Here is a 21,508-nt window from a genome sequence, read left to right as displayed (position 1 = left end):
CTGGACTTCCCTGTTCCATCAGCCATGAAAGCAATCGTCTACTCCAGCACTGGAGCATCCTCAGTTCTCTCCCTCGCTGACCGTGAGGTCTCCGCCCCCGGTCCCGGCGAGGTACGGGTTCGGGTTCTTGCCTCCGGCGTCAACCCGACCGACTGGAAGGCCCGCGCCGCCGGTGATCTCGCCTTCCCCGAGGTGGTTCCGAACCAGGACGGCGCCGGCCTGGTCGACGCCGTCGGCGAGGGAGTCACCGCTCTGAAGGCCGGCGACCGGGTGTGGATCTACCTTGCCGCCCACGGCCGCCCGACCGGAACCGCCCAGGAATTCGCCGTGCTCCCGGCAGACCGTGTTGTTCAGCTTCCTGAAGGCGTCAGCTTCGAGGTCGCCGCCAGCCTGGGCGTTCCGGCGATGACGGCTCACCGTGCACTGACAGTTCATGAGAACGGTCCGGCCCGGCTTGCACCGGAGGCCCTGGCTGGCCGGATCGTCCTTGTCCAGGGGGGTGCCGGGGCTGTTGGTCACGCAGCGATTCAGCTTGCGGTCTGGGCTGGTGCAACGGTCATTGCGACGGTCAGCAGCGAAGCGAAAGCCGGGCTGGCCCGCGCCGCTGGGGCCCAGCACGTGGTGCGCTACCCGGATGACTCGATTGCCGACCGTATCCTCGACATCGCTCCCGACGGCGTCGATCACGTGGTCGAGGTTGCTCCCGGTCAGAACGCCCTGCTTGACGTCGAGGTCATCGCCAACCACGGCAGCATCGCCTACTACGCGAATAACAACGGGGATAGTTTCACGGCTCCGATCGTCCCGAGCTTCGCTAAGAACGTTCGGTGGCAGGGGTTGCTCCTCTACACGGTGGGAACCGAGGCGCTCCACGCAGCCGCCGAGGATATCACCGTTGCCCTCCGCGCGGGCGCGCTGCCCGTTGGAGAGTCCGCAGGGCTTCCCATCACCTGGTTCGCCCTTGAGGACACGGCCGCCGCACACGACGCCGTCGAGAATGGTGTCACCGGCAAGGTGCTGATCCGCGTGGCCGAGGCCTAGAAGAGGCGCGACTCGACGTCGTCGACGCCACGCATCATGTCGTAGTCGAGTACCAGGCAGTCGATACCCCGGTCCAGTGCGAGGACCCGGGCCTGCGGCTTGATCTGTTGGGCAGCGAAGATCCCTCGGACCGGCGCCATCAGGGGGTCCCGGTTGAGGAGCTCAAGGTAGCGGGTCAGTTGCTCGACGCCGTCAATGTCGCCGCGGCGCTTGAGCTCGATGGCTACTGTGGCACCGGCAGCATCACGGGCCAGGATGTCGACCGGTCCGATGGCGGTCATGTACTCCCTGCGGATCAGGGTGAAACCAGTTCCGGCCAGGTGGATCTGTTCGGCGAGTAGCCGTTGGAGGTCCGCTTCGACTCCGTCCTTGACCAGACCGGGGTCAACACCCAGATCATGGGAAGACTCATGGATCAGTTCGTGGATGTTAATGACCAGCCGGTCATCGCTCTTGGCATGCTGAACGTTCCACACCTCGGTGACGCCCAGTTCAGTGTCGGCCTCCTCGGGAGTGGAGATCCGCAGCGAGGCTGGCGGGCTCATCCAGTTGAGCGGCTTATAGGAACCACCATCGGAATGCACCAACACCGACCCATCGGCCTTCACCATCAGCAGCCGGGTGGCGAGGGGCAAATGGGCGCGGAGGCGCCCGATGTAATCGACTGAGCACTGGGCTATGACTAAACGCACGAAAGCCTTCCAGGGAACTTGTGTGGTGGGGATTACCTAAATCGTCCCACAGGACGCGGCTGGACCCCGCCCCACCGGACGCCGGTTGTGCCCGAGTCGGCGATTCGTCAGGCAGACTTGACCTATGCCCCGCTCCAACCGCCCTCGCCGTCCCGGGAAGCCGTCAGCGCAGCCCGGGAGGAAGGCAGAACCGGTGCCGGAAATCGACCTGGAGCGTGCGCGGGCGGGGATACCGACCCGGGAAAGCGCTCCCGACGGCGAATGGTCCGTCCGGCGGATCACCGAGCGCAACGCGGCCAAGGACTATGTCTGTCCCGGGTGCCACCGGGTGATCCCACCCGGTCTTGCGCACCTGGTGGTCTGGCAGGAGGACTCCCTGTTTGGTGCAGCGGCCGGGCTCGCTGGCCGGAGGCACTGGCACGTCAACTGCTGGCGGACCCGCAGCTACCGGTACTGAACCGCCCACTGCAGTTCCCCTAGACTGAAACGATGACTTCCACCGTAACCAGTTATGAGTTCACCGAGTCCGACGGACCCATGGATATCAGGGCGTCAACGGTCCTCCCGGCGCGGCGCACCGAGATCGAACTGCGCACCACCGACGGACTACGCCTGGTGGGCGAATTCGCTGAGCCAGCGGACAGGCCGGCCCGTGCCACTTTGGTGATGATGCATCCGCTGCCGACTGCAGGTGGGTTCATGGACTCCCACGTTTTCCGCAAGGCCTCCTTCAGGCTTCCGGCACTCGCGGACATTGCGGTGCTGCGGTTCAACACCCGTGGCACGTGCTCGCCGCGGGGCTGCAGCGAAGGCGAGTTCGATGGTGGGGTTGCCGAGCGCGCCGACATTGAGGCCGCCGTCGCCTGGGCGGCCGAGCATAGCCCAGGCAACATCTGGCTGGTGGGCTGGTCCTTCGGCACCGAGCTGTGCCTGAAGTACGGCGCCCTTGATCCGATCGCCCCGCTGATCCAGGGGGCGGTGCTGTTGTCGCCCCCACTGCATCGTGCTGGGGAAGAAGATCTTGAGGCATGGGCCGCGTCCGGCCTGCCGCTCAAGGTGCTGGTCCCCGAGCACGACGATTACCTGCAGCCAGCGGCAGCGACCGAGCGGTTCGCCCGGATCCCCCAGGCCGAGGTGATCGGCGTCGACGGCGCCAAGCACCTGTGGGTGGGGGAGAAGTACGCCGCCCGGGTCCTGGATGAAATCACCGACACCGTGCTGCCCGGGGCATCGCAGTCACTGCCCACTACCTGGACCGGAGCCGCAGCCACAGCGTCCTGACACAGCGTCCTGACACAGCGTCCTGCCCCGGTGACCTGACTGTCCTGGCTTACTGACTGTCCTGGCGGGCGATAAAGACCTCCTTGAGCAGCAACATCACCGCTGCGGCTGTCGGAATGGCAATCAGCGCGCCCAGCACACCCAGGAGGCTTCCGCCGGCAATAACGGCGATGACTGCAACCGAACCGGGTACCGCCACTGCGCGCTGCATGATCCGCGGCGAGATGAAGTATGCCTCGACCTGCAGATAGGCGAGGTACAGCACCGCGAAGAGCAGCGCCGTCTGCCAGCCGGCAGTCATCGCGACCGCCGTCACGATCACTGCCGCAATCAGGGCGCCCACCAGGGGGATGAAGGCCAGCAGCGCGACGACGAAGGCCAGGAGGACCGAAAAGGGCACCTGCGCGATCGTCATGAAAACGAAGGCGAAGGTCGCGTTGAGGATGGCCACACAGGCCTGCCCAATCACGTAGTTGCCGACGCTGCTGGTGATCTCCTCCGCCAGCGACTCCACCCGGGGGCGGCGTGAGCGCGGCGCCAACCGGTACGCCCACTTCTTCATTGCGGGCAGCGAGGACAGGAAATAGAGGGTCAGGACCAGGACAATGAGGGTACCGAACAGGCTGTTGATAATGACGGTGCCAACGCCCAGCACACCGCCGAAGATGCCGCCTACCGCGTCCGAGTCGTTGAAGAAGTTGTTGACTTCCTCGGTGACACGTTCCCGGACCTGGAACTGTTCATCGACAGTCTGGAAGAACTCGGAGTTGAGGAAATCATCAACGAAACCGGGCGCCCGATCCACAAACTGGCTGGTCTGGTTCACGATGGTGGGAATCAGGGTGGCGAAGAAGGCCGCGATGATGCCGGCAAGCAGCAACAGCGCCACCGCAATCCCTGCCGGGCGGGGCACCTTCTTCTTTTCCAGCCACCGGACAATGGGGTCGAGCCCCAGTGCAATGAACATTGCCGCGCCAATCCACAGCAGCAGTTGGCCCACGTTGGTGATCATGAAGTAGGCGAGCAGAGCCAGCCCCACGCCCACCGTCCCCATGAAACCGAAGTGAATCGGGTGATGACGCATGGACTGGGGCTGGGCGTTTCCGAACTTCAGCCGGTCGTCACCGAGTGAGACGTCGTCGTCGGTAGGCACCGGCGCGGGGATCCGCTCGGGCGGGAACTCAAACCGGAGCCGCGGCTGGGCGCCAGGAATAGGCCGGCGGAGCCCGCGAAAAATTGCCCTGATCATGCTGCGGTGAGATGGGCTGGCAGCGGAAGCCGCTGGTGCACCGCCCTGCCCGTCAACTGAGGCGGCGGGACGGGGGAGCGGCTCGCCCGCCGGAACATCCTGATGATCACTCACGCTTCATTCTGCTTTCCCAGTAGTGCATGCGGCGGGCAATAAGGTTCAAAACCGCTAAAGCAAGGTTAGCGAAACACTAACAGCCTACTGTCGGCTTACCGTGTCGGGCCGGGGACCCGACGTCGTGCGCCAGGTCTGCGCGCATGCCGAGAGTGATCACCCCCATAAAAATCCCGCCGCGGGGCCGAAGTTCGTTACGATGGGACGTTAGATCAAGGTATTGCACAAGACATCGCGTCGTCGGACCTCCGTCGGCGCCTGACGCGCGGCCGTGCTGCGCACGAGCAACGATAGGTATCTGAGTGCGTTTGAAGATTGCAGTCCCCGCTTTGGTGATCGGTGCGCTGCTGATGCTCCTGGGCATCGGCCAGCTCACGTTCTGGTCCCCGCCGGAAACCGTGACGGCCTCCGTCCCCGCGGGGTCCGAGGCCGGCCCGGTCACCGTGATCGATGCCGGGGCGAAGGCTCCAGACGCAGACGACGTCGACATTACGGTGCGCAGCGAAGGTACCTTCACGCTCGCCGTCGGACGTGCCGGGGATGTCGACGCCTGGGTGGGCGACGCCGCGCACCTGCGGGTGACCGCCATTGCCGAGGAGGGCCTGGAAACCACGTTCACCGAGGGTGAAGAGACGGTCCCGAACCCCAGCGGCTCCGACCTCTGGACCAGCGAGGAAACCGCCGATGGCAGTGTGACCTACCGCTGGCTCGATCCAGCCGAGGGCGATTGGTCAATCCTCCTGGCAGCCGACGGTGAGAACCCGGCACCCACCGACATCTCGGTCACCTGGCCCAACGAGGCGACCACCGGCTGGGCGGTGCCCCTGATTGTGATCGGCGCGCTTGCCATCGTGCTGGGGATTGCCCTCTTCTTTGTCACACCAAAGCGCAACCGGCCCGCTGCCGAGGGCTCGCGAGCCCACCAGCGCCGCATGGAAACCCGGAAGAAGCCGAAGCGGGCAGGCGGAGCATCCTTCGGGATGGCCGTCGTCGTTGCAGGGCTGACTGTCTCGGGCGCCGGGCTGGCTCACGCCAGCACCTCCGATCCAAGTTCGGTCCCGAGCCCGGATCCAAGTTCGGACCCGAGCTCTACTGCGTCAGCGACTTCCGAAGCGGCCGACGAACCGGCCCCACCCGTACTGCTGGAAAGCCAGCTGGAACGAATTCTGGCCTCGGTGGCGACTGTCGTTGCGGAAGGTGACGCGGCATCCGATGCGGAGCTGCTTGAGCCGCGGGTCGCCGAGGCGGCCCTGGCGCTCCGGACCGCCAACTATGACGTCCGGTCTCAGGCCAGTGACGTCCCGGAGCCCACCCCGGTGGCTGCCGAGCCCGTCCTGACCACAATGGTTTCATCGGAGACCAGCTGGCCCCGCACCGTCGTCGCCCTGACCCAGTCCGACGAGAACCCGGTGCCGCACGCACTGGTCCTGGTCCAGGCCGACCCCCGGTCGAACTACCAGCTCAGCGCCGCAATCCAGATGCTGCCCGGCACCACCTTCCCGGCCTCCGACGGTGCCGCAGGGGTAGCCGAGGTACCGGTCGACGTCGCAGGTGAGCTTGCGTTAGCCCCCCAGGACGCGATGGACGCGATCGCCGACTTCCTGTCGGAGCCCGACGGCGACAACGCCGAAACCTTCGAGGCTAATTCCTTTGCGGATGCCATCACCTCGTTCCAGGCCGACGTCGTCGCCGATCCGGGTAACGACTCTGCCGACATTACCTTCGTGCATGAGTCCGAGCAGGACTTCACGCACGCCCTGTCCACCAGCGACGGCGGCGCGATGGTCTTCGGCTACCTGAACCACACCTATTCCAGCGTCCCGCGCGGCGCCGGTGATTCGATCGACCTCGACGGCACCGTTTACGAGTCGCTGACCGGCGAAACCTCAACCGACGAGGGCATCGACGTGCGGTATGGCGAAGCGGTAATGATGTATGTACCGCCTGCCGGCAGCGATGAGCGCATCCGGGTCATCGGTGCCGCCCAGCAGTTGCTCTCCGCCGAACTTCGGTAACTTCCACCAGAGACCACCCTTGAAAGGCGGAACCATGAGTATTCCAACCAACCGCGGGCCCCTCCCGCCGTCGTCAATGAACCTGCACGGAGCCGTGGATCTGTCGGCTTTGAAGGCACGGGCCGACGCCGCACGGACCGCCCAGCAGGGCGGGACCCCCGCCCCCGCAGCACCCCCGGCGGATTCGGCACCCGGAGCCGCCAGCGTAGGGGCAGGCAGCCCCTACGTCGTTGAGGTCACCGAGCAGAGCTTCCCTCAGCTGGTTCAGCTGTCATCGCAGGTTCCGGTAATCGTGGACCTGAGGGCTTCCTGGAGCGAAGAATCGTCCCGCGTCACAGCGGTGCTGGAAGCGGTGACGGTCGAACATGACGGTCGGCTGCTGCTGGCCAAGGTCGACGTCGAGACGCAACCCCAGATAGCCCAGGCCTTCCAGGCACAGACGGTGCCCACCGTGGTGGCGGTCCTGAAGGGTCAGCCGGTGCCGCTGTTCGAGGGCGCGCTGCCCGAAGCCCAGATCCGGTCCTTCATTGACGAATTGCTGAAAGTGGCGGGCTCGAACGGCGTCTCAGGGTCGCTGCGGGAAGGTGCCGACGGCGAGGAGGCCGCTCCCGAAGAGCCGCCGCTGCCGCCCCTGCATCAGGCCGCCTTCGATGCCATCGAGGCCGGTGACTACCCCGCTGCCGTCGCCGCCTACCGGCAGGCCCTGGCAGAGCAACCAGCAGACGCCGAGGCGAAAGCTGGGCTGGCCCAGGTGGAACTGATGCAGCGGCTCAAGGAGGTCGACGCCGAGACGATCCGGCAGCGCGGAGCCGACGAGCCCGACTCGGTGGAGAGCCAGCTCGCCGTCGCGGACCTGGACATTTCGGGAGGCCACGTTGAAGACGCGTTCGCCAGGATCGTCTCGTTCATTGGACGGACCGCGGGGGAACCCCGCGAAGTTGCCCGGGTGCGATTGATTGACCTGTTCGACGTCGTCGGGATCAGCGACCCGCGCGTCACCAAGGCGCGGGGAGCACTGGCACGTGCCCTGTTCTAGATTTTCATCCGCCGGACGGAGTCTGTGGGCGGTAATTCGTCCCTTTGGATGACGATGGGTCTCTCTTGACGTTGCTAGCGTGGAGGGATGAGCACACCATCTATGCCTTTGTCCCCGGGCCCTGCCGGCGGTCCCGCTTTTCCGGAGAGCCCGGCGCTGGTGATCCGGGGACTCGCCAAACGTTTTGGCGAAAAGATCGCCGTGAACGGCGTCGACCTGGATGTCCCCACCGGTTCGTTTTACGGACTGGTGGGCCCGAACGGCGCTGGCAAGACCACGACGCTGTCGATGGCCACGGGTTTGTTGCGCCCGGACCACGGCCAGGTGTGGGTGCATGGCGTGGACGTGTGGGCTCGGCCGCTCGAGGCGAAGAAGCTGATGGGGATTCTCCCCGACGGGGTGCGGCTGTTCGACCGGTTGACCGGGGAACAGTTGGTGACCTACGCGGGCCTGCTGCGCGGTATGGACCGCGACACGGTGGCGGAGCGGGTCGCGGACCTGCTCCGTGCGCTCGACCTGACTGACGACGCCGGCACCCTGGTGGTCGATTACTCGGCCGGCATGACCAAAAAGATCGCCCTGGCCTCGGCGCTGATCCACGCGCCGTCCCTGCTGGTCCTCGATGAGCCGTTCGAATCGGTGGACCCGGTATCGGCAGCCAACATCCGCGACATCCTGAACAGCTATGTCAGCTCCGGCGGTTCAGTCATCGTCTCCAGCCACGTCATGGACCTGGTCCAGCGGATGTGCGACCACGTTGCGGTGATCGCTGCCGGCACAGTCCTGGCCGCCGGCACCGTCGATGAAGTGCGCGGGGACTCCAGCCTCGAGGACCGGTTCGTGGAACTGGTGGGCGGACGCAACACCGCGGAGGGACTCACATGGTTGCGCACCTCCTAAGGCTCAAACTCACCCTCCTGCGGAACTCCCTCAAACGCAGCACCTGGGCACTGATCGGCGTGATCCTGGGCGGCCTGTACGGTCTGGGAATGCTGGGCCTGCTGATCCTGGCGCTGTTTGCCTTTGGCACCGCTGAACCGGAGATTATTCGCAACGTAGTGGTGATTGCCGGGTCAGCAGTCGTCCTCGGCTGGATTGTGGTGCCGATGGTCTCTTCGGGCATCGATATGACCCTCGACCCGGCACGGTTCGTTACCTTCGCCGTGCCGATGCCGCAACTGATCGCCGGGCTCGCGCTGGGCGCGGTCATCGGCATCCCGGGGATCATCACCTTACTTGCCGCGCTCGGTCAGGTTGGTACCTGGCGGCTCTACCCTGCCGCAGCAGTGGTGGCGGTGGTGTGCGCTATTCTGGCCACCCTGTTGTGTGTCGTGGCCTCACGGTTGGCGGCCACGGCAGTCATGTCGCTGACCTCGTCGCGCACGTTCAAGGATGTCAGCTCCATGGTGGTGCTGGTGCCGATCATCCTGCTGGGGCCCGTCATCGCCGGGATAGCGGCCGGGTTTGAACAGTCGGTCGGATTTGCCGGCGAGCTGGCGGCCATCCTGGGGTGGACGCCGCTGGGTGTCTTCTGGGCGGTTCCGGCGGACGTGGCCGACGGCGCCTACCTCACCGCCGCGCTGCGGTTCGCCTTCGGCGTCGCTACCCTCGCCCTGCTGGCCTGGCTCTGGCAGCTCAGCCTGGCCCGGGCGTTGGTGACGCCTGCCCACAACGCGGTGACCCGAAAAGCGGCAGGCAACCTGGGCTTCTTCAGCCGGTTTCCGGCGACTCCCACCGGGGCAGTTGCCGCCCGCGCCTTGACCTACTGGGCGCGGGATCCCCGTTACCTCGGGTCCATCGTGATTGTCCCGCTGGTCCCGCTTCTCATGCTGTTTTTCGCCTACCAGTCCGGGGACTTCACGATGCTGAATTTCGTGGGCCCGATCATCGCGTTCCTCCTCGCCTGGTCCATTTCGGCCGACATTTCCTATGACAACACGGCGTTCTGGCTGCACCTTTCCACCGGGGTGAGCGGGTGGGCAGACCGGGCGGGCCGCGCCTTGGCGGTAGCTGTGATCGCTGCCCCCGCGGTGCTGGTCTTCACCGTGGGTCCGCTGTGGATTTCCGGCAGCCTTGAGCAGTTGCCGGTGATGCTGGGCCTGTCGGTGGGTGTCCTGCTGACCGGGATCGGGTTCTCCAGCGTGGTCTCCGCCCGGTACACCTACAACGTGCCGCTCCCGGGCGAGAGCCCGCTGAAAACACCGCCGGGAACCGGATTCTCCATGTTCGCAGTCCAGATTATTGGCTGGCTGGTCCTCACCGCGCTGGTGCTGCCGGAACTCGGACTCGCCATCGCCTACTTTGTCACCGGCAACAGCGTCTTCGGTTGGCTTACGCTGGTAGTTGGTTGCGTCCTGGGTGCCGCGCTGCTGATGGGCGGCGTGAAGCTGGGCGGACAGTGGTACGACCGGAGGGCCCCCGAACTGCTGCAGGCAGTGGCCGTCAACAAATAGCTCAGACGATAGGACAGCTGATGGAAGTAGTAATCCTCCCTGATCAAGCGGCCATTGCAGCTGTGGCAGCCGACGCGATCGAGGACCTGGTCCGACGCAAGCCGAACGCGGTGCTGGGCCTCGCCACTGGTTCCTCCCCGCTCGGGGTGTATGACGAGCTCGCCCGCCGGCACCACACTGGTTCGTTGAGCTTCGCCGACGTCCACGGCTTCGCCCTGGACGAATATGTGGGGCTACCTGTTGGCCACCCGGAGTCCTACCGGGAGGTGATTCGGCGGGAGTTCACGAACCGGATCGACATTCACCCGGACAACGTCCATGGCCCCGACGGTGCCGCAGACGACATTCCCGCCGCGTGCGCCGCCTTTGAGCAGGCTATCCGGGAGGCCGGGGGAGTCGATCTTCAACTACTCGGGGTAGGTACGGACGGGCATATCGGCTTCAACGAACCGGGCAGTTCCCTGGCATCACGGACGCGGATCAAGAGCCTGATCGATCAGACCCGCAAGGACAACGCCCGCTTCTTCGACAGCATTGACGAGGTGCCGCACCACGTGGTGACCCAGGGGTTGGGCACCATCATGGACGCGCGCCACGTGGTGCTGATCGCCACCGGGGCGCAGAAAGCCCGGGCGGTCCACGACTTCGTGGAGGGGCCGGTAGCCGCCATCTGCGCGGCATCCGTTCTGCAAATGCATCCCCACACCACCGTTCTCATCGATGAGGCCGCCGCTTCTGGGTTGAAACTAGCCGATTACTATCGCCATACTTACGCGAACAAGCCTGCCTGGCAGGGAATCTAGCCGACCCCGCGACAGGCTGGACGACCTGAGCAACGATAGGATGGAAACCATGAGTACGCCTGCAGATCCCTATGACAATGACCCCCGCAGCGACCCGCGGAGCGACCCCCAACGCTCAGGGTCCACCGCGACGCTGGAGCGCGAAGAGCTCCGCGAGGAACTGGAACCCGGCGACCGCGAACGCCTTGCGCACTACGTGCGCAAGGAAAAGATCATGGAGTCCGCGCTGTCCGGGGACCCGGTGATCGCGCTGTGCGGCAAGGTCTGGACACCGGGCCGTGACCCCCAGAAGTTTCCGGTCTGCCCCGAGTGCAAAGACATTTACAACGGAATGCGTCCGGGTAAGGACGACAAGGACAAATAGGTGCCGGCGCGGTCGAGCTAGGTGTCGGCGCGGCACCGCCGCTTCGTCGCGGGCTGACCAAGTCGTAGGTTGACTAAGGATTCATGACAGATCGCCCCGCCCCGAACACGGCAGAGCCCGCTACCGGGGAGCCAGCCAGCCTGCGCCCCCTGACCATCGGGATCATTTCCATCATCACCTGCGCCGCTTTCGAGGCGATGGCGGTCACCACTGCCATGCCTGCGGTGGTCGAGGAACTCGGTGGGGTGTCCGGCTACGGGCTGGCTTTCTCGATGTATCTGACAGCGTCGTTGCTGGGCACCGTCATTGCCGGTACCTGGTGCGACAGGGTAGGTCCCCGCCCCGCGCTCGCCGTCGGCCTGACGCTGATGATCGCGGGTCTGCTGGTCTCAGGTGCCGCGGGCGAATTCTGGCTGGTTACTGCGGGCCGGGCAGTGTCGGGGCTGGGGGGCGGTTTCATGGTGGTGGCCGTCTACGTCATCATCGGAGGAGCCTACCCCCAGCATCGCCAGCCAGTGATCTTCGGGTGGTTATCCGCGGCCTGGGTGCTGCCGTCCCTGATTGGACCCGCCGTGGCTGGCTACCTGGCGGAGGAGTTCACCTGGCGCTGGGTGTTCCTGGGGGTCGTGCCGATTGTCCTGGCAGCGTTTGTCATGGTCTGGCCGAAAACCGCGTCACTGACAACCCCCGAGCCAGGTGCCGGTAACCGCGGTGACGGACGACGGCGGTCCCTGACCGGGATGGCCCTTGCCGGCGGCGTGCTGGCCGCCCAATTCGCCATCAACCGGCTCGCAGCGCAGGGCCTGGGGGACAGCGCCGGGTCAATAGTGCTCCTGCTCCTCGCCGCCGGGGGCGTCGCCGTCGCAGCGCTGACCTTCCCCCGCCTGCTGCCGAAGGGGACAGTGCGGCTCGCCCGAGGGTTGCCGAGCATCATCGCCACCCGCGGCCTGGTCACCGCCGCGTTCTTCGGCGCCGAGGCGTTCCTTCCCCTGATGCTGGTGACCTCGCGTGGCATGAATGAGGCGACCGCCGGCCTCACCCTGAGCGCCGGCGCCCTGGGGTGGAGTGCGGGGGCCTTTGTGCAGGCTCGTGTCACCTTCCGCCGACAGTGGCTGCTGGTCCTTGGGGCGTCGATCCTGTCGACCAGCGTCGGCGGACTGGCACTGGTCTCGGTTCCGACGGTGCCCTTCTGGGTTCTGGTGGTGGTGTGGACCCTTGCCGGTTTTGCCATGGGAATGACCCTGTCGAGCACCTCGGTGCTGGTCCTGAAGCTCTCACCGGCACAGGAGCGGGGGAAAAACTCCTCCTCGCTGCAACTCAGCGACCAGATGGGTGGGATGGTCGGAAGCACCATCGCGGGAGGGCTTTTCGCCCTGTTACGTGACCCGTCGAACCCGGGACAGGTGGGCGTGTTTGTTGCGATCTGGCTGGCTCTGTGCCTCTTCGCGGTTGCCGGTATAGTTGCCGGTTCGAGGGCGGTGCTGGGATCCTCCGATGAGCCGGCTAGTCCCCACCCAGACACAGACAGGCATGGAAAGGTCTCTTCTTAAGCGTGAGTAATAACATGCTCTTCGGCGTTGCCCCTGCCACAGGTGCATCGCTGCCACCGGCCTACCCGGAACGCGCGGCGTGGGGTACGGCGCCGAAACTCCGGCAGTGGCAGGAGCAGGCGCTCGCCAAGTACTTTGCCACCGGCCCGCAGGATTTCCTCGCCGTGGCCACCCCGGGCGCGGGTAAAACCACTTTCGCGCTGCGGGTTGCCACCGAGCTCGTGGAACGCGGCACCATCAACCGGATCACTATCGTCGCGCCGACTGACCACCTGAAGCGGCAGTGGGCTGACGCCGCGGCGCGGATTGGCCTGGCGATCGACCCCAACTTCCGGAACGCTGACGGCCGTCACGGTCAGGGTTTTATCGGCGTGGCAGTGACCTACGCCCAGGTGGCCAGCAAGCCGATGCTGCACCGTGCCAAGACCGAAGCCGCCAGGACCCTCGTCATCCTGGATGAGATTCATCACGGTGGCGATGCCCTGTCCTGGGGTGACGGTATTCGTGAAGCCTTCGAACCGGCGACCAGGCGGCTGGCGCTCACCGGGACGCCGTTCCGTTCGGACACGGCGGCGATCCCTTTCGTCGAGTACGCGGCCGACGCCGACGGTATTCGACGCTCCAAGTCCGATTACACCTACGGCTACGGCGAGGCCCTGCGGGACCACGTGGTGCGGCCTGTCATTTTCATGGCCTACTCGGGCCAGATGCGGTGGCGCACCAGCGCCGGCGAGGAGATGGCGGCTTCGCTCGGCGAAGCGTCAGTCACCAAGGACATCACCGCTCATGCCTGGCGGACGGCGCTGAACCCCACCGGCGAGTGGATCCCGGCGGTCCTCGCCGCGGCCGACAAGCGGCTCTCCGAGGTGCGGCGGACGGTATCCGACGCCGGCGGCATGGTGATCGCCACCGACCACGACGACGCCCGGGCCTATGCTGGCCTGCTCAAGAAGATCACCGGCGAATCACCGGTAGTGATTCTCTCGGATGATGCGAAGGCGTCGGAGAAGATCGAGGAGTACTCGGCTGGCGAGCAGCGCTGGATGGTAGCGGTCCGGATGGTCTCCGAAGGCGTTGACGTACCGAGGCTCGCCGTCGGGGTCTACGCAACCTCGACAGCGACGCCGCTGTTTTTCGCCCAGGCGGTGGGACGCTTTGTGCGTGCCCGACGCCGGGGAGAGACCGCTTCGGTCTTCCTGCCATCGGTGCCGAACCTGATGATCCTCGCCAACCAGCTGGAACTTGAGCGTGACCATGCCCTGGACCGTCCGGCGACTGACGAGGACGGGTTCGCCCCCGAGGAAGCGTTGATGGAGGAGGCGAACCGTGCCGAGAAAGCCTCCGACGAACTGACCAAGCAGAAGTTTGAGGCGCTTGAATCCCAGGCGTCCTTTGACCGGGTTCTTTTCGACGGCGGTGAGTTCGGTACCGGCGGCGAAATGGGCAGCGAGGATGAACAGGATTTCCTCGGCATTCCGGGGCTGCTCGACGCTGACCAGGTGGGAGTTCTGCTGCGCCAACGCCAGCAGGAACAACAGACCCGCCGGGGACGCAAGGGCGTCGCGGTGGCGCCAGCCCCCGAGCCGCTGGTCGTTGACCACCGGCTACTCACAGAACTACGGGGTGAGCTCGCCAAGAACGTATCAGCCTGGTCGGCACGCTCCGGCATGCCCCACGGTGTGGTGCACACCGAGCTGAGGAAGGCCTGCGGCGGTCCGGCCGTGGCACAGGCCAACGAGGATCAGCTCCAGCGGCGGCTGAAGAAGTTGCAGGACTGGTTCATCGGCCGGAAATAGCCGCCCGGTGCACTACCGCGAAGGGTGAGGGACCTGGGCGCGCGGCAGCGAAGGCCAGGTCCTACTCGACCAGTTCGACGCCGGCTTCTTCGAGTTCCTCGAGGGTGGTCTCGACGCCGTCGGGGTGGACCCCGCGGGTGTAGCGGACCAGGACCGAGGTGGTGTAGCCAGCCGCTACAGCGTCCAGGGCGGTTGCCTTGACGCAGAAGTCGGTGGCAAGGCCAACCAGTGCCACCTCATCGACCTCCCGCTCACGGAGCCAGTCATCGAGTGTCACCGGGTCTTCTGTCGACCCCTCAGCCAGGGCGCCGAGCTTCTGCTCGCCGGTGGGAACCTCGTCTTCGGGGGCGAGGACGCCTTCAAAGCCCGAGTACGCCGCCTCGAACTGGCCTTTCCGGAAGACTGCTTCGACATTCTCGGTATCCAGGTCCGGGTGGAACCGTGATCCCTTGCTGTCGGCGACGCAGTGGACCGGCCAGGAGTGGAGGAAGTCAGGGGTCTGTGAAAAGTGGGCTCCAGGGTCGATGTGCCAGTCCTGGGTGGCGACAATGTGATCGAACTCCCCGCCCTGCTCGTCGATGAAGTCGCTGAGCAGGGAGGCGAGGTCGGCGCCGCCGTCGACGGCTAGCGACCCACCTTCACAGAAATCGTTCTGGACGTCGACAATGATCAGGGCGCGGGTCATGGTTCCTCCTCGTATTCGGTGGGGATGGCGGGTTCTCCGCGCTGCAGTCGCATGACCGAGCCCGGCAGTTCGGTCATGGACGACCGGTGGTGTTCGACGGCGCGGCGCACCGCATCGGCCCCGGTCCAGCCGGGCAGGATGTCGCCGTCGCTGACAAATTGCTGCAGCAGCGGCCGGTCGTTTCCGTCGTCGTGAGGCGAGCGGCCAATTCCCACCACCTCGGTTGTGGCGATGCCCGCGTCGTTGAGGCGGCGGAGTGCGTATTTGCGCCCGCCGCGCGAGGCCTTGTTCAGTGCTGACTTCGCTACTGAAACGAATTCGCCGTCGTCATCGGTCCGGCTCACCAGTTTGTAGACCAGGCCCGCGGTCGGGGCGCCCGAACCGGTGACCAGTGAGGTGCCGACGCCGTAGGAATCCACGGGAGCGGAGGCGAGGGAGCCAATCGCAAACTCGTCGAGATCCGAGGTGACCACAATCCGGGTGTTGTGGTTGCCCAGGTCATCGAGCAGCTGACGGACCCAGCGGGCCTGGGCCACGAGGTCGCCCGAATCCAGCCGCACCGCACCCAGCTCCGGTCCAGCCACCTCGACGGCGGTCCGGACGCCGCGTTCGACGTCGTACGTGTCCACCAGCAGCGATGTTCCGGCGCCCAGCGTGGCGACCTGGGCGGCGAAGGCATCCCGCTCCGTGTCGTGCAGCAGGGTGAAGGAGTGGGCTGCGGTGCCGACGGTCTTCACGCCGTACCTCCGACCGGCCTCTAGGTTGGAGGTGCTGGCGAAACCCCCAATGATCGCGGCCCGCGCGGCGGCCACCGCAGCCTCCTCCTGGGTGCGGCGCGACCCCATCTCGATGCAGGGACGGCTGCCGGCCGCCCCGGTCATCCGTGACGCGGCCGAGGCAATCGCACAGTCGTGGTTGAGGATGGAGAGCACCAGGGTTTCCAGGATGCAGGCCTCGGCGAAGGTTCCCTCAACGATCAGGATGGGGGAGTGCGGGAAGTACGCCTCGCCCTCGGCATAACCCCAGACGTTCCCGCCGAAGCGGAAGTCGGCCAGCCAGTCAAGAGTGAGGGTGTCCACCACTCCGGCCGCTGACAGGTGGTCCAGCTGTTCAGTGCCGAAGCGAAAGTTTTCGAGGCTCTCCAGCAGGCGTCCCGTTCCGGCCACCACCCCATAGCGTCGGCCCTCCGGGAGGCGCCGTGCGAAAGCTTCGAAAACCGATTTCCGGTGCGCAGCCCCGGAATGCAGGGCGGCCTGAAGCATGGTCAGCTCGTAGTGGTCCGTATACAGGGCGGTGCTGGCCCGGGTGCTGACGACCGGGGCGGAGTTGGTGGGGCTCACAGTCACGACTCTAACCCGTTTGGGCGCCGACACAACCGGAATCCTGTCACCCGACCTGCGTTCTACAATGGTGCTATGACTGTTGGCACCGCTCCGGACACCGAACGGCTCGAGGAAACGGACACCGACCAGCTGACCGCCAGTGATATCCCGTGGGTAGTGATCGTCTGGAATGATCCGGTCAATCTCATGAGTTATGTCAGCTACGTGTTCCAGACCTATTTCGGGTACAGCGAAGCCAAGGCGAACAAGCTCATGATGGAAGTCCACGAGGCGGGTAAGTCGGTGGTCGCCGGTGGCAGCCGGGAAGAGGCCGAGCGGGACACGCTGGCCATGCATTCCTACGGACTCTGGGCGACGTTCCAGAAGTCCGACGCCCCCTGAGGCGAGCTACCCAGTAACTGTGCGTTAAGGAGAATTCTTGGCCAAGGCATTCAAGGCAACCCGTCGTGGGATCATCGGCACCCTGGATTCGGGGGAGCGGCAGCTGCTGCGCAAGCTGTTCGAGGACATCATCGAACTGCTGGAGCCCGCCGAGCCAGCCAATGCCGATCCGCTCGCCGCCATGGTCGGCGTGGATAGCACCGCGGTCACCCCCTCAGACAGCGCCGTGAGGAGGTTGCTGCCGGATGCGGTCCGGAACGACGACGGCGAGGCGCTGGAATTCCGCCGGCTGACCGAACGGTCCCTCCGCGAGGACAAGATCGGCACCCTGCGCGGCAGTGCCCTGCTGCTGGAGTCCAGCCCGCTGACCCTCACCGCCGAGCAGGCCCGGCTGATGGCCCGGGCGCTCAACGACGTCCGGCTGGTCCTCGCGGACCGGCTGAAAATCGAAACCGACGAGGACGCGGCCCGCCTTCACAACATTGACGACGTCGCCGACGCCGACGACGTCGAGACCTACCTGGCGCTGGTGTACAACTTTGCGAGCTGGCTTCAGGAGTCACTGGTCCAGGCCCTGTTTGGGCTGAAAGACAAGTGAACGAGGCCTGCCGCGCAGCTGTGGTCGAAGGCTGTGACTAATTCCACTGGCGTCGGGTTCGTCTAATCCCGGTGACAGGTCTTATGGTCGGTAGGTTATGACCTCCGTCCCGGGCGATTTTTCAGCAGTGAAGCGAACCGAGGCCCCGATCGGCATTTTCGATTCGGGCGTCGGTGGGCTGACAGTTGCGCGCGCCGTGATTGATCAGCTCCCGCGCGAGTCGATTCTCTACGTCGGCGACACCGCTCACGGCCCCTACGGCCCATTGCCCATTGCCAAGGTTCGCGCCCACGCGTTGGGCGTAATGGATGAGCTGGTGGATTCAGGCGTCAAACTCCTGGTTATTGCCTGCAACTCCGCGTCAGCGGCCGTGCTCCGTGACGCCCGCGAACGCTACACCGCCCGCTACGGCATCCCGGTGATCGAGGTGATCCAGCCAGCGGTCCGGCGGGCCGTCGCTGCAACCCGGAGCGGGAGGATCGGGGTGATCGGCACCTCAGCCACGGTGGGCTCCCGCGCCTACGAGGACACCTTCGCCGCCGCTCCGCACCTGTCCATCACCTCAGCCGCCTGTCCCGAGTTCGTCGAATTTGTCGAGGCTGGGATCACCTCGGGTCCTGAACTCCTCTCGACCGCCCAGCGGTACCTGCAGCCGCTGAAGGAGGCGGGAGTGGACACGCTGGTCTTGGGGTGCACTCATTACCCCCTGCTGACCGGGGCGATCTCCTATGTGATGGGGGATGCGGTCACACTCGTCTCAAGCGCCGAGGAAACCGCGAAGGATGTCTATCGTGCGTTGATCTCCCACGACCTGGAGCGGGTGGGGGAGGCTCAGCCCAGGCACCACTTCGTCGCCACCGGTGACGCCCAGCGGTTCGGTGAGCTGGCCCGCCGGTTCCTGGGACCCGAGGTCCTCAGCGTAGAACACGTCGACCATGTGGCCGCCCAGTATCCCACCGGAAGTATGGCCAGGATCACCCCGGAAATGATCGCCACTGCGCGCGCCGATGCGAGGGGGAACTCCTAGCCATGAAGCTGACCATCGTGGGCTGTAGCGGGTCGTTTCCTGGCCCCCAATCGCCGGCGTCGTGCTACCTGGTGACCGCGACGGTGCCCGACGGTGACAGCACCCGGACCTGGCGGATCCTCCTCGATCTCGGCAACGGCGCCCTGGGCGCGCTGCAGCGTTACATGGACCTGCGCGATATTGATGCAGTGTTCCTCAGCCATCTGCACCCCGACCACTGCATGGATCTCTGCGGTCTGCACGTTGCGGTGCACTGGGATCCCAACGGCTGGCACCGGCCGCGGATCCCGGTGTGGGGCCCCGCGGGTACCGCCGACCGGATGGCGACCGCCTACGGGCTGGACCTCGACCCCGGTATGCATGAGGACTTCGACTTCCAGATCTGGAAATCCCGCGCCGCCGTCACCCTGGGGCCCTTCACCGTCACGCCGTACCCGGTGCTGCACCCGGTCGAGGAGGCGTATGCCCTGCGCGTCGAGGTCGCGGGAGACAATCCCGGCGACCCGCCCCGGGTGTTGACCTACTCCGGCGATACGGATGCCTGCGACGGCCTGATCGAGGCCGCCGCCGGGTCCAATGTTTTCCTGTGCGAGGCGGCGTTCCACGAGGGCCGTGACGACGCGATTGAGGGCGTCCACCTTACCGGCCGGCGGGCCGGGCAGGTGGCGGCAGCGGCGTCGTCGGACCGGTTGCTGCTCACCCACATCCCGGTGTGGAATGACGCCAACAGGACCATCGAGGAGGCCAGGACCAGCTACCGTGGGGATCTCGCCGTCGCGGTTGCTGGCGTTTCCTACGAGATCTGACGCCAAAAAAGTACCGCCCCCGCACACGAGTGGTTGCCCAACAGCGGTCTTGCGGCTCGGCCACTTTTCCGCCGGCCCGTAGACTTAAGCCCATGACTCCAGCAGACACTTCCTCGCCCATCGCTGCCATCCTCCGGGCGGACGGCCGCACCCCGGACCAGCTCCGACCCATCAGCATCACCCGCGGCTGGTCCAACCAGGCCGAAGGGTCGGCACTCATCGAGTTCGGCAACACCCGTGTCCTCTGCACCGCATCACTGACCCAGGGCGTACCCCGCTGGCTCAAGGGCGAGGGCAAGGGCTGGGTCACGGCAGAGTACGCCATGCTTCCCCGCGCCACCAATACCCGATCGGACCGCGAATCGGTCAAGGGCAAAATTGGGGGCCGCACCCACGAGATTTCCCGTCTGATCGGGCGGTCTTTGCGCTCCATCATTGACACGAAGGCGCTGGGGGAGACCACCATTGTGCTGGACTGTGACGTACTCCAGGCCGACGGCGGCACCCGCACTGCAGCGATCACGGGCGCCTACGTGGCGTTGGCCGAAGCAATCCGCTACGCCAAGGAAAACAAGCTCATCGCCGCGTCGGCGCAGCCCCTCATCGACACGGTCGCCGCGGTCAGCGTCGGAATCATCGACGGCGTGCCCATGCTTGACCTGCCCTACGTCGAGGACGTCCGCGCGGAAACGGACATGAACGTGGTGGTCACTGGCAGCGGCAAGTTCGTGGAGGTCCAGGGCACCGCCGAGGGTGCACCGTTTGATCGTGACGAGCTCGACGCACTCCTTGACCTGGCCCTGCTCGGCACTTCCCAGCTGACCCAGATCCAGCTCGACATCCTTGGTGAGGGTGCCGGTGTCTGAGAACACCGGGAACGGTCGACCGGCTGTGGCAGCACCCAGGCTGGTGCTCGCCACCCGTAACGCGGGCAAGCTCCGGGAACTGCGTGAACTGCTGCGGGGCCAGGTTCCTGGTCTTGACGTTGATACGCAGGTTATTGACGCTGCGACAGCCGGCGCGCCCGACGTCGTCGAAAGCGGCACCACCTTCGAAGCCAATTCCCTCCTCAAGGCGCGGGCGGTGGCGGCGGCAACCGGGCTGGTGGCAGTTGCCGACGACTCGGGTCTCGCCGTCGACGTGCTCGGCGGTGCGCCGGGGATCTTTTCGGCACGGTGGGCAGGACGCCACGGTGATGATGAAGCCAACCTGCAGCTCCTCCTGGCACAGCTCGCCGACATACCGGGGGCACAGCGCGGCGCATCATTCGTCTGCGCCGCCACGGTAGCCCTCCCGGATGGGACCGCCCAGGTGGCTCTGGGCGAGCTCAGGGGATCCCTCCTCGACGAGCCCCGCGGAGCCGGTGGATTTGGGTACGACCCCATTCTGCAGCCGGCAGGCCGTGAGGAGAGTTGTGCCGAGCTGTCGTCGGAGGAGAAGAATTCGATCAGCCACCGCGCGAAAGCCTTCAAGGCTTTGCTGCCGCACCTGATCGAAGCGTTGCGCTGAATCCCGCCTCCGCTCCCGGCAAAGCCCAGGCTCGTAGGGCAAAATTGGTCAGGATATGACTATTTCCTCGCAGACAGCACCGACCACCCCGACCGGCGGCGGGTCGGTGCTGGACGGCATTTCCGATTGGGCTGTTTCCATGATGGAAACCATCGGCGCGCCCGGCGCCGGTCTGGCGATCGCACTGGAAAACCTCTTTCCACCACTGCCCAGTGAAGTCATCCTGCCGCTGGCGGGTTTCACGGCAAGCCGGGGTAGCTTCACCCTGTTCGAAGCCATCTTCTGGACCACCGCAGGCTCAGTGGTCGGTGCGCTGATCCTGTACCTGCTGGGCGCCTGGCTGGGACGCGACCGGATGCGGGCCATCGTGTCCCGGGTCCCACTGGTCGATCTGGAGGATGTGGACCGCGTAGAGGCCTGGTTCGACCGCCACGGCTACAAGGCAGTGTTCTTCGGCCGGATGATTCCGCTGTTTCGCAGTCTGGTCTCCATCCCGGCGGGCATCGAGCGGATGTCGATCTGGATATTCATTGCCCTCACCACCGCAGGAAGCCTCATCTGGAACTGCATCTTCGTGCTGGCCGGTTTCTACCTCGGGGAAAACTGGCACGTTGTCGAAGCCTATGCGGACGTGTTCCAGAAAATCGTGATCGCCGCCGTCGTCGTATTCCTTGGCTACTTTGTGGTCAGCCGGATCCTGAAGATTCGCCGCAATCGGGCTGAGCGGGACCCGGCCTGACACACGGCCTCCTGCCGATTGTGCAG

Annotated in this window: 22 protein-coding genes; 18 read left to right on the top strand and 4 right to left on the bottom strand. The window is 65.7% G+C overall.

The window, feature by feature from the left end; genetic code table 11:
• Positions 1-24 precede the first annotated feature (24 nt).
• Positions 25-1,041, top strand: a complete 1,017-nt coding sequence (locus ACX80Z_RS00785) for an NADPH:quinone reductase (protein ID WP_459314610.1) — start codon at positions 25-27, stop codon at positions 1,039-1,041.
• Here the strand turns inward: ACX80Z_RS00785 and nucS are convergent.
• Positions 1,038-1,733 (bottom strand): endonuclease NucS, encoded by a 696-nt coding sequence (gene nucS / locus ACX80Z_RS00780; RefSeq protein ID WP_019481187.1) that lies wholly within the window; start codon positions 1,731-1,733, stop codon positions 1,038-1,040. The genes ACX80Z_RS00785 and nucS overlap by 4 nt on opposite strands.
• 124 nt (positions 1,734-1,857) lie before the next feature.
• On the opposite strand from nucS, the gene ACX80Z_RS00775 reads away from it, so the two are divergent.
• Positions 1,858-2,190, top strand: a complete 333-nt coding sequence (locus ACX80Z_RS00775; protein ID WP_024476289.1) for a hypothetical protein — start codon at positions 1,858-1,860, stop codon at positions 2,188-2,190.
• 32 nt (positions 2,191-2,222) lie between these two features.
• Positions 2,223-3,014 (top strand): alpha/beta hydrolase, encoded by a 792-nt coding sequence (locus ACX80Z_RS00770; RefSeq protein WP_019481189.1) that lies wholly within the window; start codon positions 2,223-2,225, stop codon positions 3,012-3,014.
• 49 nt (positions 3,015-3,063) lie between these two features.
• Here the strand turns inward: ACX80Z_RS00770 and ACX80Z_RS00765 are convergent, their stop codons facing one another.
• Positions 3,064-4,377: an AI-2E family transporter gene (locus ACX80Z_RS00765; protein ID WP_459304485.1), complete on the bottom strand. Its 1,314-nt coding sequence runs from the start codon at positions 4,375-4,377 to the stop codon at positions 3,064-3,066.
• A 302-nt stretch (positions 4,378-4,679) separates the two neighbouring features.
• Here ACX80Z_RS00765 and ACX80Z_RS00760 point away from each other — a divergent pair, with 302 nt between their 5' ends.
• From ACX80Z_RS00760 to ACX80Z_RS00725, 8 genes are all read left to right on the top strand, one after another.
• A complete protein-coding gene (locus tag ACX80Z_RS00760) occupies positions 4,680-6,392 on the top strand; it encodes a hypothetical protein (protein ID WP_459314608.1) in 1,713 nt (570 codons plus the stop codon).
• 34 nt (positions 6,393-6,426) lie between these two features.
• Positions 6,427-7,428 carry a tetratricopeptide repeat protein gene (locus tag ACX80Z_RS00755; protein ID WP_459314606.1) on the top strand — a complete coding sequence of 334 codons (1,002 nt, stop codon included), beginning with the start codon at positions 6,427-6,429 and terminating at the stop codon, positions 7,426-7,428.
• A gap of 87 nt (positions 7,429-7,515) precedes the next feature.
• The gene (locus ACX80Z_RS00750; RefSeq protein ID WP_459314604.1) at positions 7,516-8,328 is read left to right on the top strand and encodes an ABC transporter ATP-binding protein; all 813 of its coding nucleotides are present in this window, start codon (positions 7,516-7,518) and stop codon (positions 8,326-8,328) included.
• Positions 8,310-9,881, top strand: a complete 1,572-nt coding sequence (locus ACX80Z_RS00745; protein ID WP_459314603.1) for a transporter — start codon at positions 8,310-8,312, stop codon at positions 9,879-9,881. Before ACX80Z_RS00750 ends, ACX80Z_RS00745 begins: the two co-directional genes overlap by 19 nt.
• A gap of 20 nt (positions 9,882-9,901) precedes the next feature.
• Entirely contained in the window at positions 9,902-10,684 is a 783-nt protein-coding gene (nagB, locus tag ACX80Z_RS00740; RefSeq protein WP_019481195.1) for a glucosamine-6-phosphate deaminase, read from the top strand.
• 49 nt (positions 10,685-10,733) lie between these two features.
• On the top strand, positions 10,734-11,048 hold the full coding sequence (locus ACX80Z_RS00735; RefSeq protein ID WP_019481196.1) for a DUF3039 domain-containing protein: 315 nt from the start codon (positions 10,734-10,736) through the stop codon (positions 11,046-11,048).
• 83 nt (positions 11,049-11,131) lie between these two features.
• The gene (locus ACX80Z_RS00730) at positions 11,132-12,598 is read left to right on the top strand and encodes an MFS transporter (protein WP_459314601.1); all 1,467 of its coding nucleotides are present in this window, start codon (positions 11,132-11,134) and stop codon (positions 12,596-12,598) included.
• A gap of 14 nt (positions 12,599-12,612) precedes the next feature.
• The gene (locus ACX80Z_RS00725; protein ID WP_116778639.1) at positions 12,613-14,394 is read left to right on the top strand and encodes a DEAD/DEAH box helicase; all 1,782 of its coding nucleotides are present in this window, start codon (positions 12,613-12,615) and stop codon (positions 14,392-14,394) included.
• A gap of 61 nt (positions 14,395-14,455) precedes the next feature.
• Here ACX80Z_RS00725 and ACX80Z_RS00720 read toward each other — a convergent pair whose 3' ends face one another.
• Both ACX80Z_RS00720 and ACX80Z_RS00715 read right to left on the bottom strand, forming a co-directional pair.
• The gene (locus tag ACX80Z_RS00720) at positions 14,456-15,079 is read right to left on the bottom strand and encodes an isochorismatase family protein (RefSeq protein WP_459314600.1); all 624 of its coding nucleotides are present in this window, start codon (positions 15,077-15,079) and stop codon (positions 14,456-14,458) included.
• Positions 15,076-16,425 carry a nicotinate phosphoribosyltransferase gene (locus ACX80Z_RS00715; protein ID WP_019481200.1) on the bottom strand — a complete coding sequence of 450 codons (1,350 nt, stop codon included), beginning with the start codon at positions 16,423-16,425 and terminating at the stop codon, positions 15,076-15,078. Before ACX80Z_RS00715 ends, ACX80Z_RS00720 begins: the two co-directional genes overlap by 4 nt.
• Before the next feature lie 69 nt (positions 16,426-16,494).
• On the opposite strand from ACX80Z_RS00715, the gene clpS reads away from it, so the two are divergent.
• The 7 genes from clpS (at position 16,495) to ACX80Z_RS00680 (ending at position 21,482) form a co-directional block, all read left to right on the top strand.
• Complete coding sequence (gene clpS, locus ACX80Z_RS00710; RefSeq protein ID WP_019481201.1) at positions 16,495-16,803, top strand: ATP-dependent Clp protease adapter ClpS; 309 nt, start codon at positions 16,495-16,497, stop codon at positions 16,801-16,803.
• Between the two features lie 37 nt (positions 16,804-16,840).
• A complete protein-coding gene (locus ACX80Z_RS00705) occupies positions 16,841-17,401 on the top strand; it encodes a DUF2017 domain-containing protein (RefSeq protein WP_116778636.1) in 561 nt (186 codons plus the stop codon).
• A gap of 97 nt (positions 17,402-17,498) precedes the next feature.
• Positions 17,499-18,428 carry a glutamate racemase gene (murI, locus tag ACX80Z_RS00700; RefSeq protein ID WP_019481203.1) on the top strand — a complete coding sequence of 310 codons (930 nt, stop codon included), beginning with the start codon at positions 17,499-17,501 and terminating at the stop codon, positions 18,426-18,428.
• A 2-nt stretch (positions 18,429-18,430) separates the two neighbouring features.
• Complete coding sequence (locus ACX80Z_RS00695) at positions 18,431-19,234, top strand: MBL fold metallo-hydrolase (RefSeq protein WP_459304479.1); 804 nt, start codon at positions 18,431-18,433, stop codon at positions 19,232-19,234.
• Positions 19,235-19,326: 92 nt separating this feature from the next.
• Positions 19,327-20,100 carry a ribonuclease PH gene (rph, locus tag ACX80Z_RS00690; RefSeq protein WP_019481205.1) on the top strand — a complete coding sequence of 258 codons (774 nt, stop codon included), beginning with the start codon at positions 19,327-19,329 and terminating at the stop codon, positions 20,098-20,100.
• Positions 20,093-20,743, top strand: a complete 651-nt coding sequence (gene rdgB, locus ACX80Z_RS00685) for an RdgB/HAM1 family non-canonical purine NTP pyrophosphatase (RefSeq protein ID WP_459314597.1) — start codon at positions 20,093-20,095, stop codon at positions 20,741-20,743. The genes rph and rdgB overlap by 8 nt, the downstream gene beginning before the upstream one ends.
• 55 nt (positions 20,744-20,798) lie before the next feature.
• Positions 20,799-21,482: a DedA family protein gene (locus ACX80Z_RS00680; RefSeq protein ID WP_459314595.1), complete on the top strand. Its 684-nt coding sequence runs from the start codon at positions 20,799-20,801 to the stop codon at positions 21,480-21,482.
• Positions 21,483-21,508 lie beyond the last annotated feature (26 nt).

The sequence above is a fragment of the Arthrobacter sp. TMT4-20 genome, assembly GCF_054510775.1.
The sequence above is the reverse complement of the archived record's forward strand: the minus strand, read 5'-3'. Positions and strand labels throughout refer to the sequence as shown.

Bases quoted from the DNA above. Each gene is read 5' to 3' on its own strand.
- ACX80Z_RS00785 (WP_459314610.1), top strand. From the start codon at position 25: ATGAAAGCAATCGTCTACTCCAGCACTGGAGCATCCTCAGTTCTCTCC.
- ACX80Z_RS00775 (WP_024476289.1), top strand. From the start codon at position 1,858: ATGCCCCGCTCCAACCGCCCTCGCCGTCCCGGGAAGCCGTCAGCGCAG.
- ACX80Z_RS00770 (WP_019481189.1), top strand. From the start codon at position 2,223: ATGACTTCCACCGTAACCAGTTATGAGTTCACCGAGTCCGACGGACCC.
- ACX80Z_RS00755 (WP_459314606.1), top strand. From the start codon at position 6,427: ATGAGTATTCCAACCAACCGCGGGCCCCTCCCGCCGTCGTCAATGAAC.
- ACX80Z_RS00750 (WP_459314604.1), top strand. From the start codon at position 7,516: ATGAGCACACCATCTATGCCTTTGTCCCCGGGCCCTGCCGGCGGTCCC.
- ACX80Z_RS00745 (WP_459314603.1), top strand. From the start codon at position 8,310: ATGGTTGCGCACCTCCTAAGGCTCAAACTCACCCTCCTGCGGAACTCC.
- nagB (WP_019481195.1), top strand. From the start codon at position 9,902: ATGGAAGTAGTAATCCTCCCTGATCAAGCGGCCATTGCAGCTGTGGCA.
- ACX80Z_RS00735 (WP_019481196.1), top strand. From the start codon at position 10,734: ATGAGTACGCCTGCAGATCCCTATGACAATGACCCCCGCAGCGACCCG.
- ACX80Z_RS00730 (WP_459314601.1), top strand. From the start codon at position 11,132: ATGACAGATCGCCCCGCCCCGAACACGGCAGAGCCCGCTACCGGGGAG.
- ACX80Z_RS00725 (WP_116778639.1), top strand. From the start codon at position 12,613: ATGCTCTTCGGCGTTGCCCCTGCCACAGGTGCATCGCTGCCACCGGCC.
- ACX80Z_RS00720 (WP_459314600.1), bottom strand. From the start codon at position 15,079: ATGACCCGCGCCCTGATCATTGTCGACGTCCAGAACGATTTCTGTGAA.
- clpS (WP_019481201.1), top strand. From the start codon at position 16,495: ATGACTGTTGGCACCGCTCCGGACACCGAACGGCTCGAGGAAACGGAC.
- murI (WP_019481203.1), top strand. From the start codon at position 17,499: ATGACCTCCGTCCCGGGCGATTTTTCAGCAGTGAAGCGAACCGAGGCC.
- ACX80Z_RS00695 (WP_459304479.1), top strand. From the start codon at position 18,431: ATGAAGCTGACCATCGTGGGCTGTAGCGGGTCGTTTCCTGGCCCCCAA.
- rph (WP_019481205.1), top strand. From the start codon at position 19,327: ATGACTCCAGCAGACACTTCCTCGCCCATCGCTGCCATCCTCCGGGCG.
- ACX80Z_RS00680 (WP_459314595.1), top strand. From the start codon at position 20,799: ATGACTATTTCCTCGCAGACAGCACCGACCACCCCGACCGGCGGCGGG.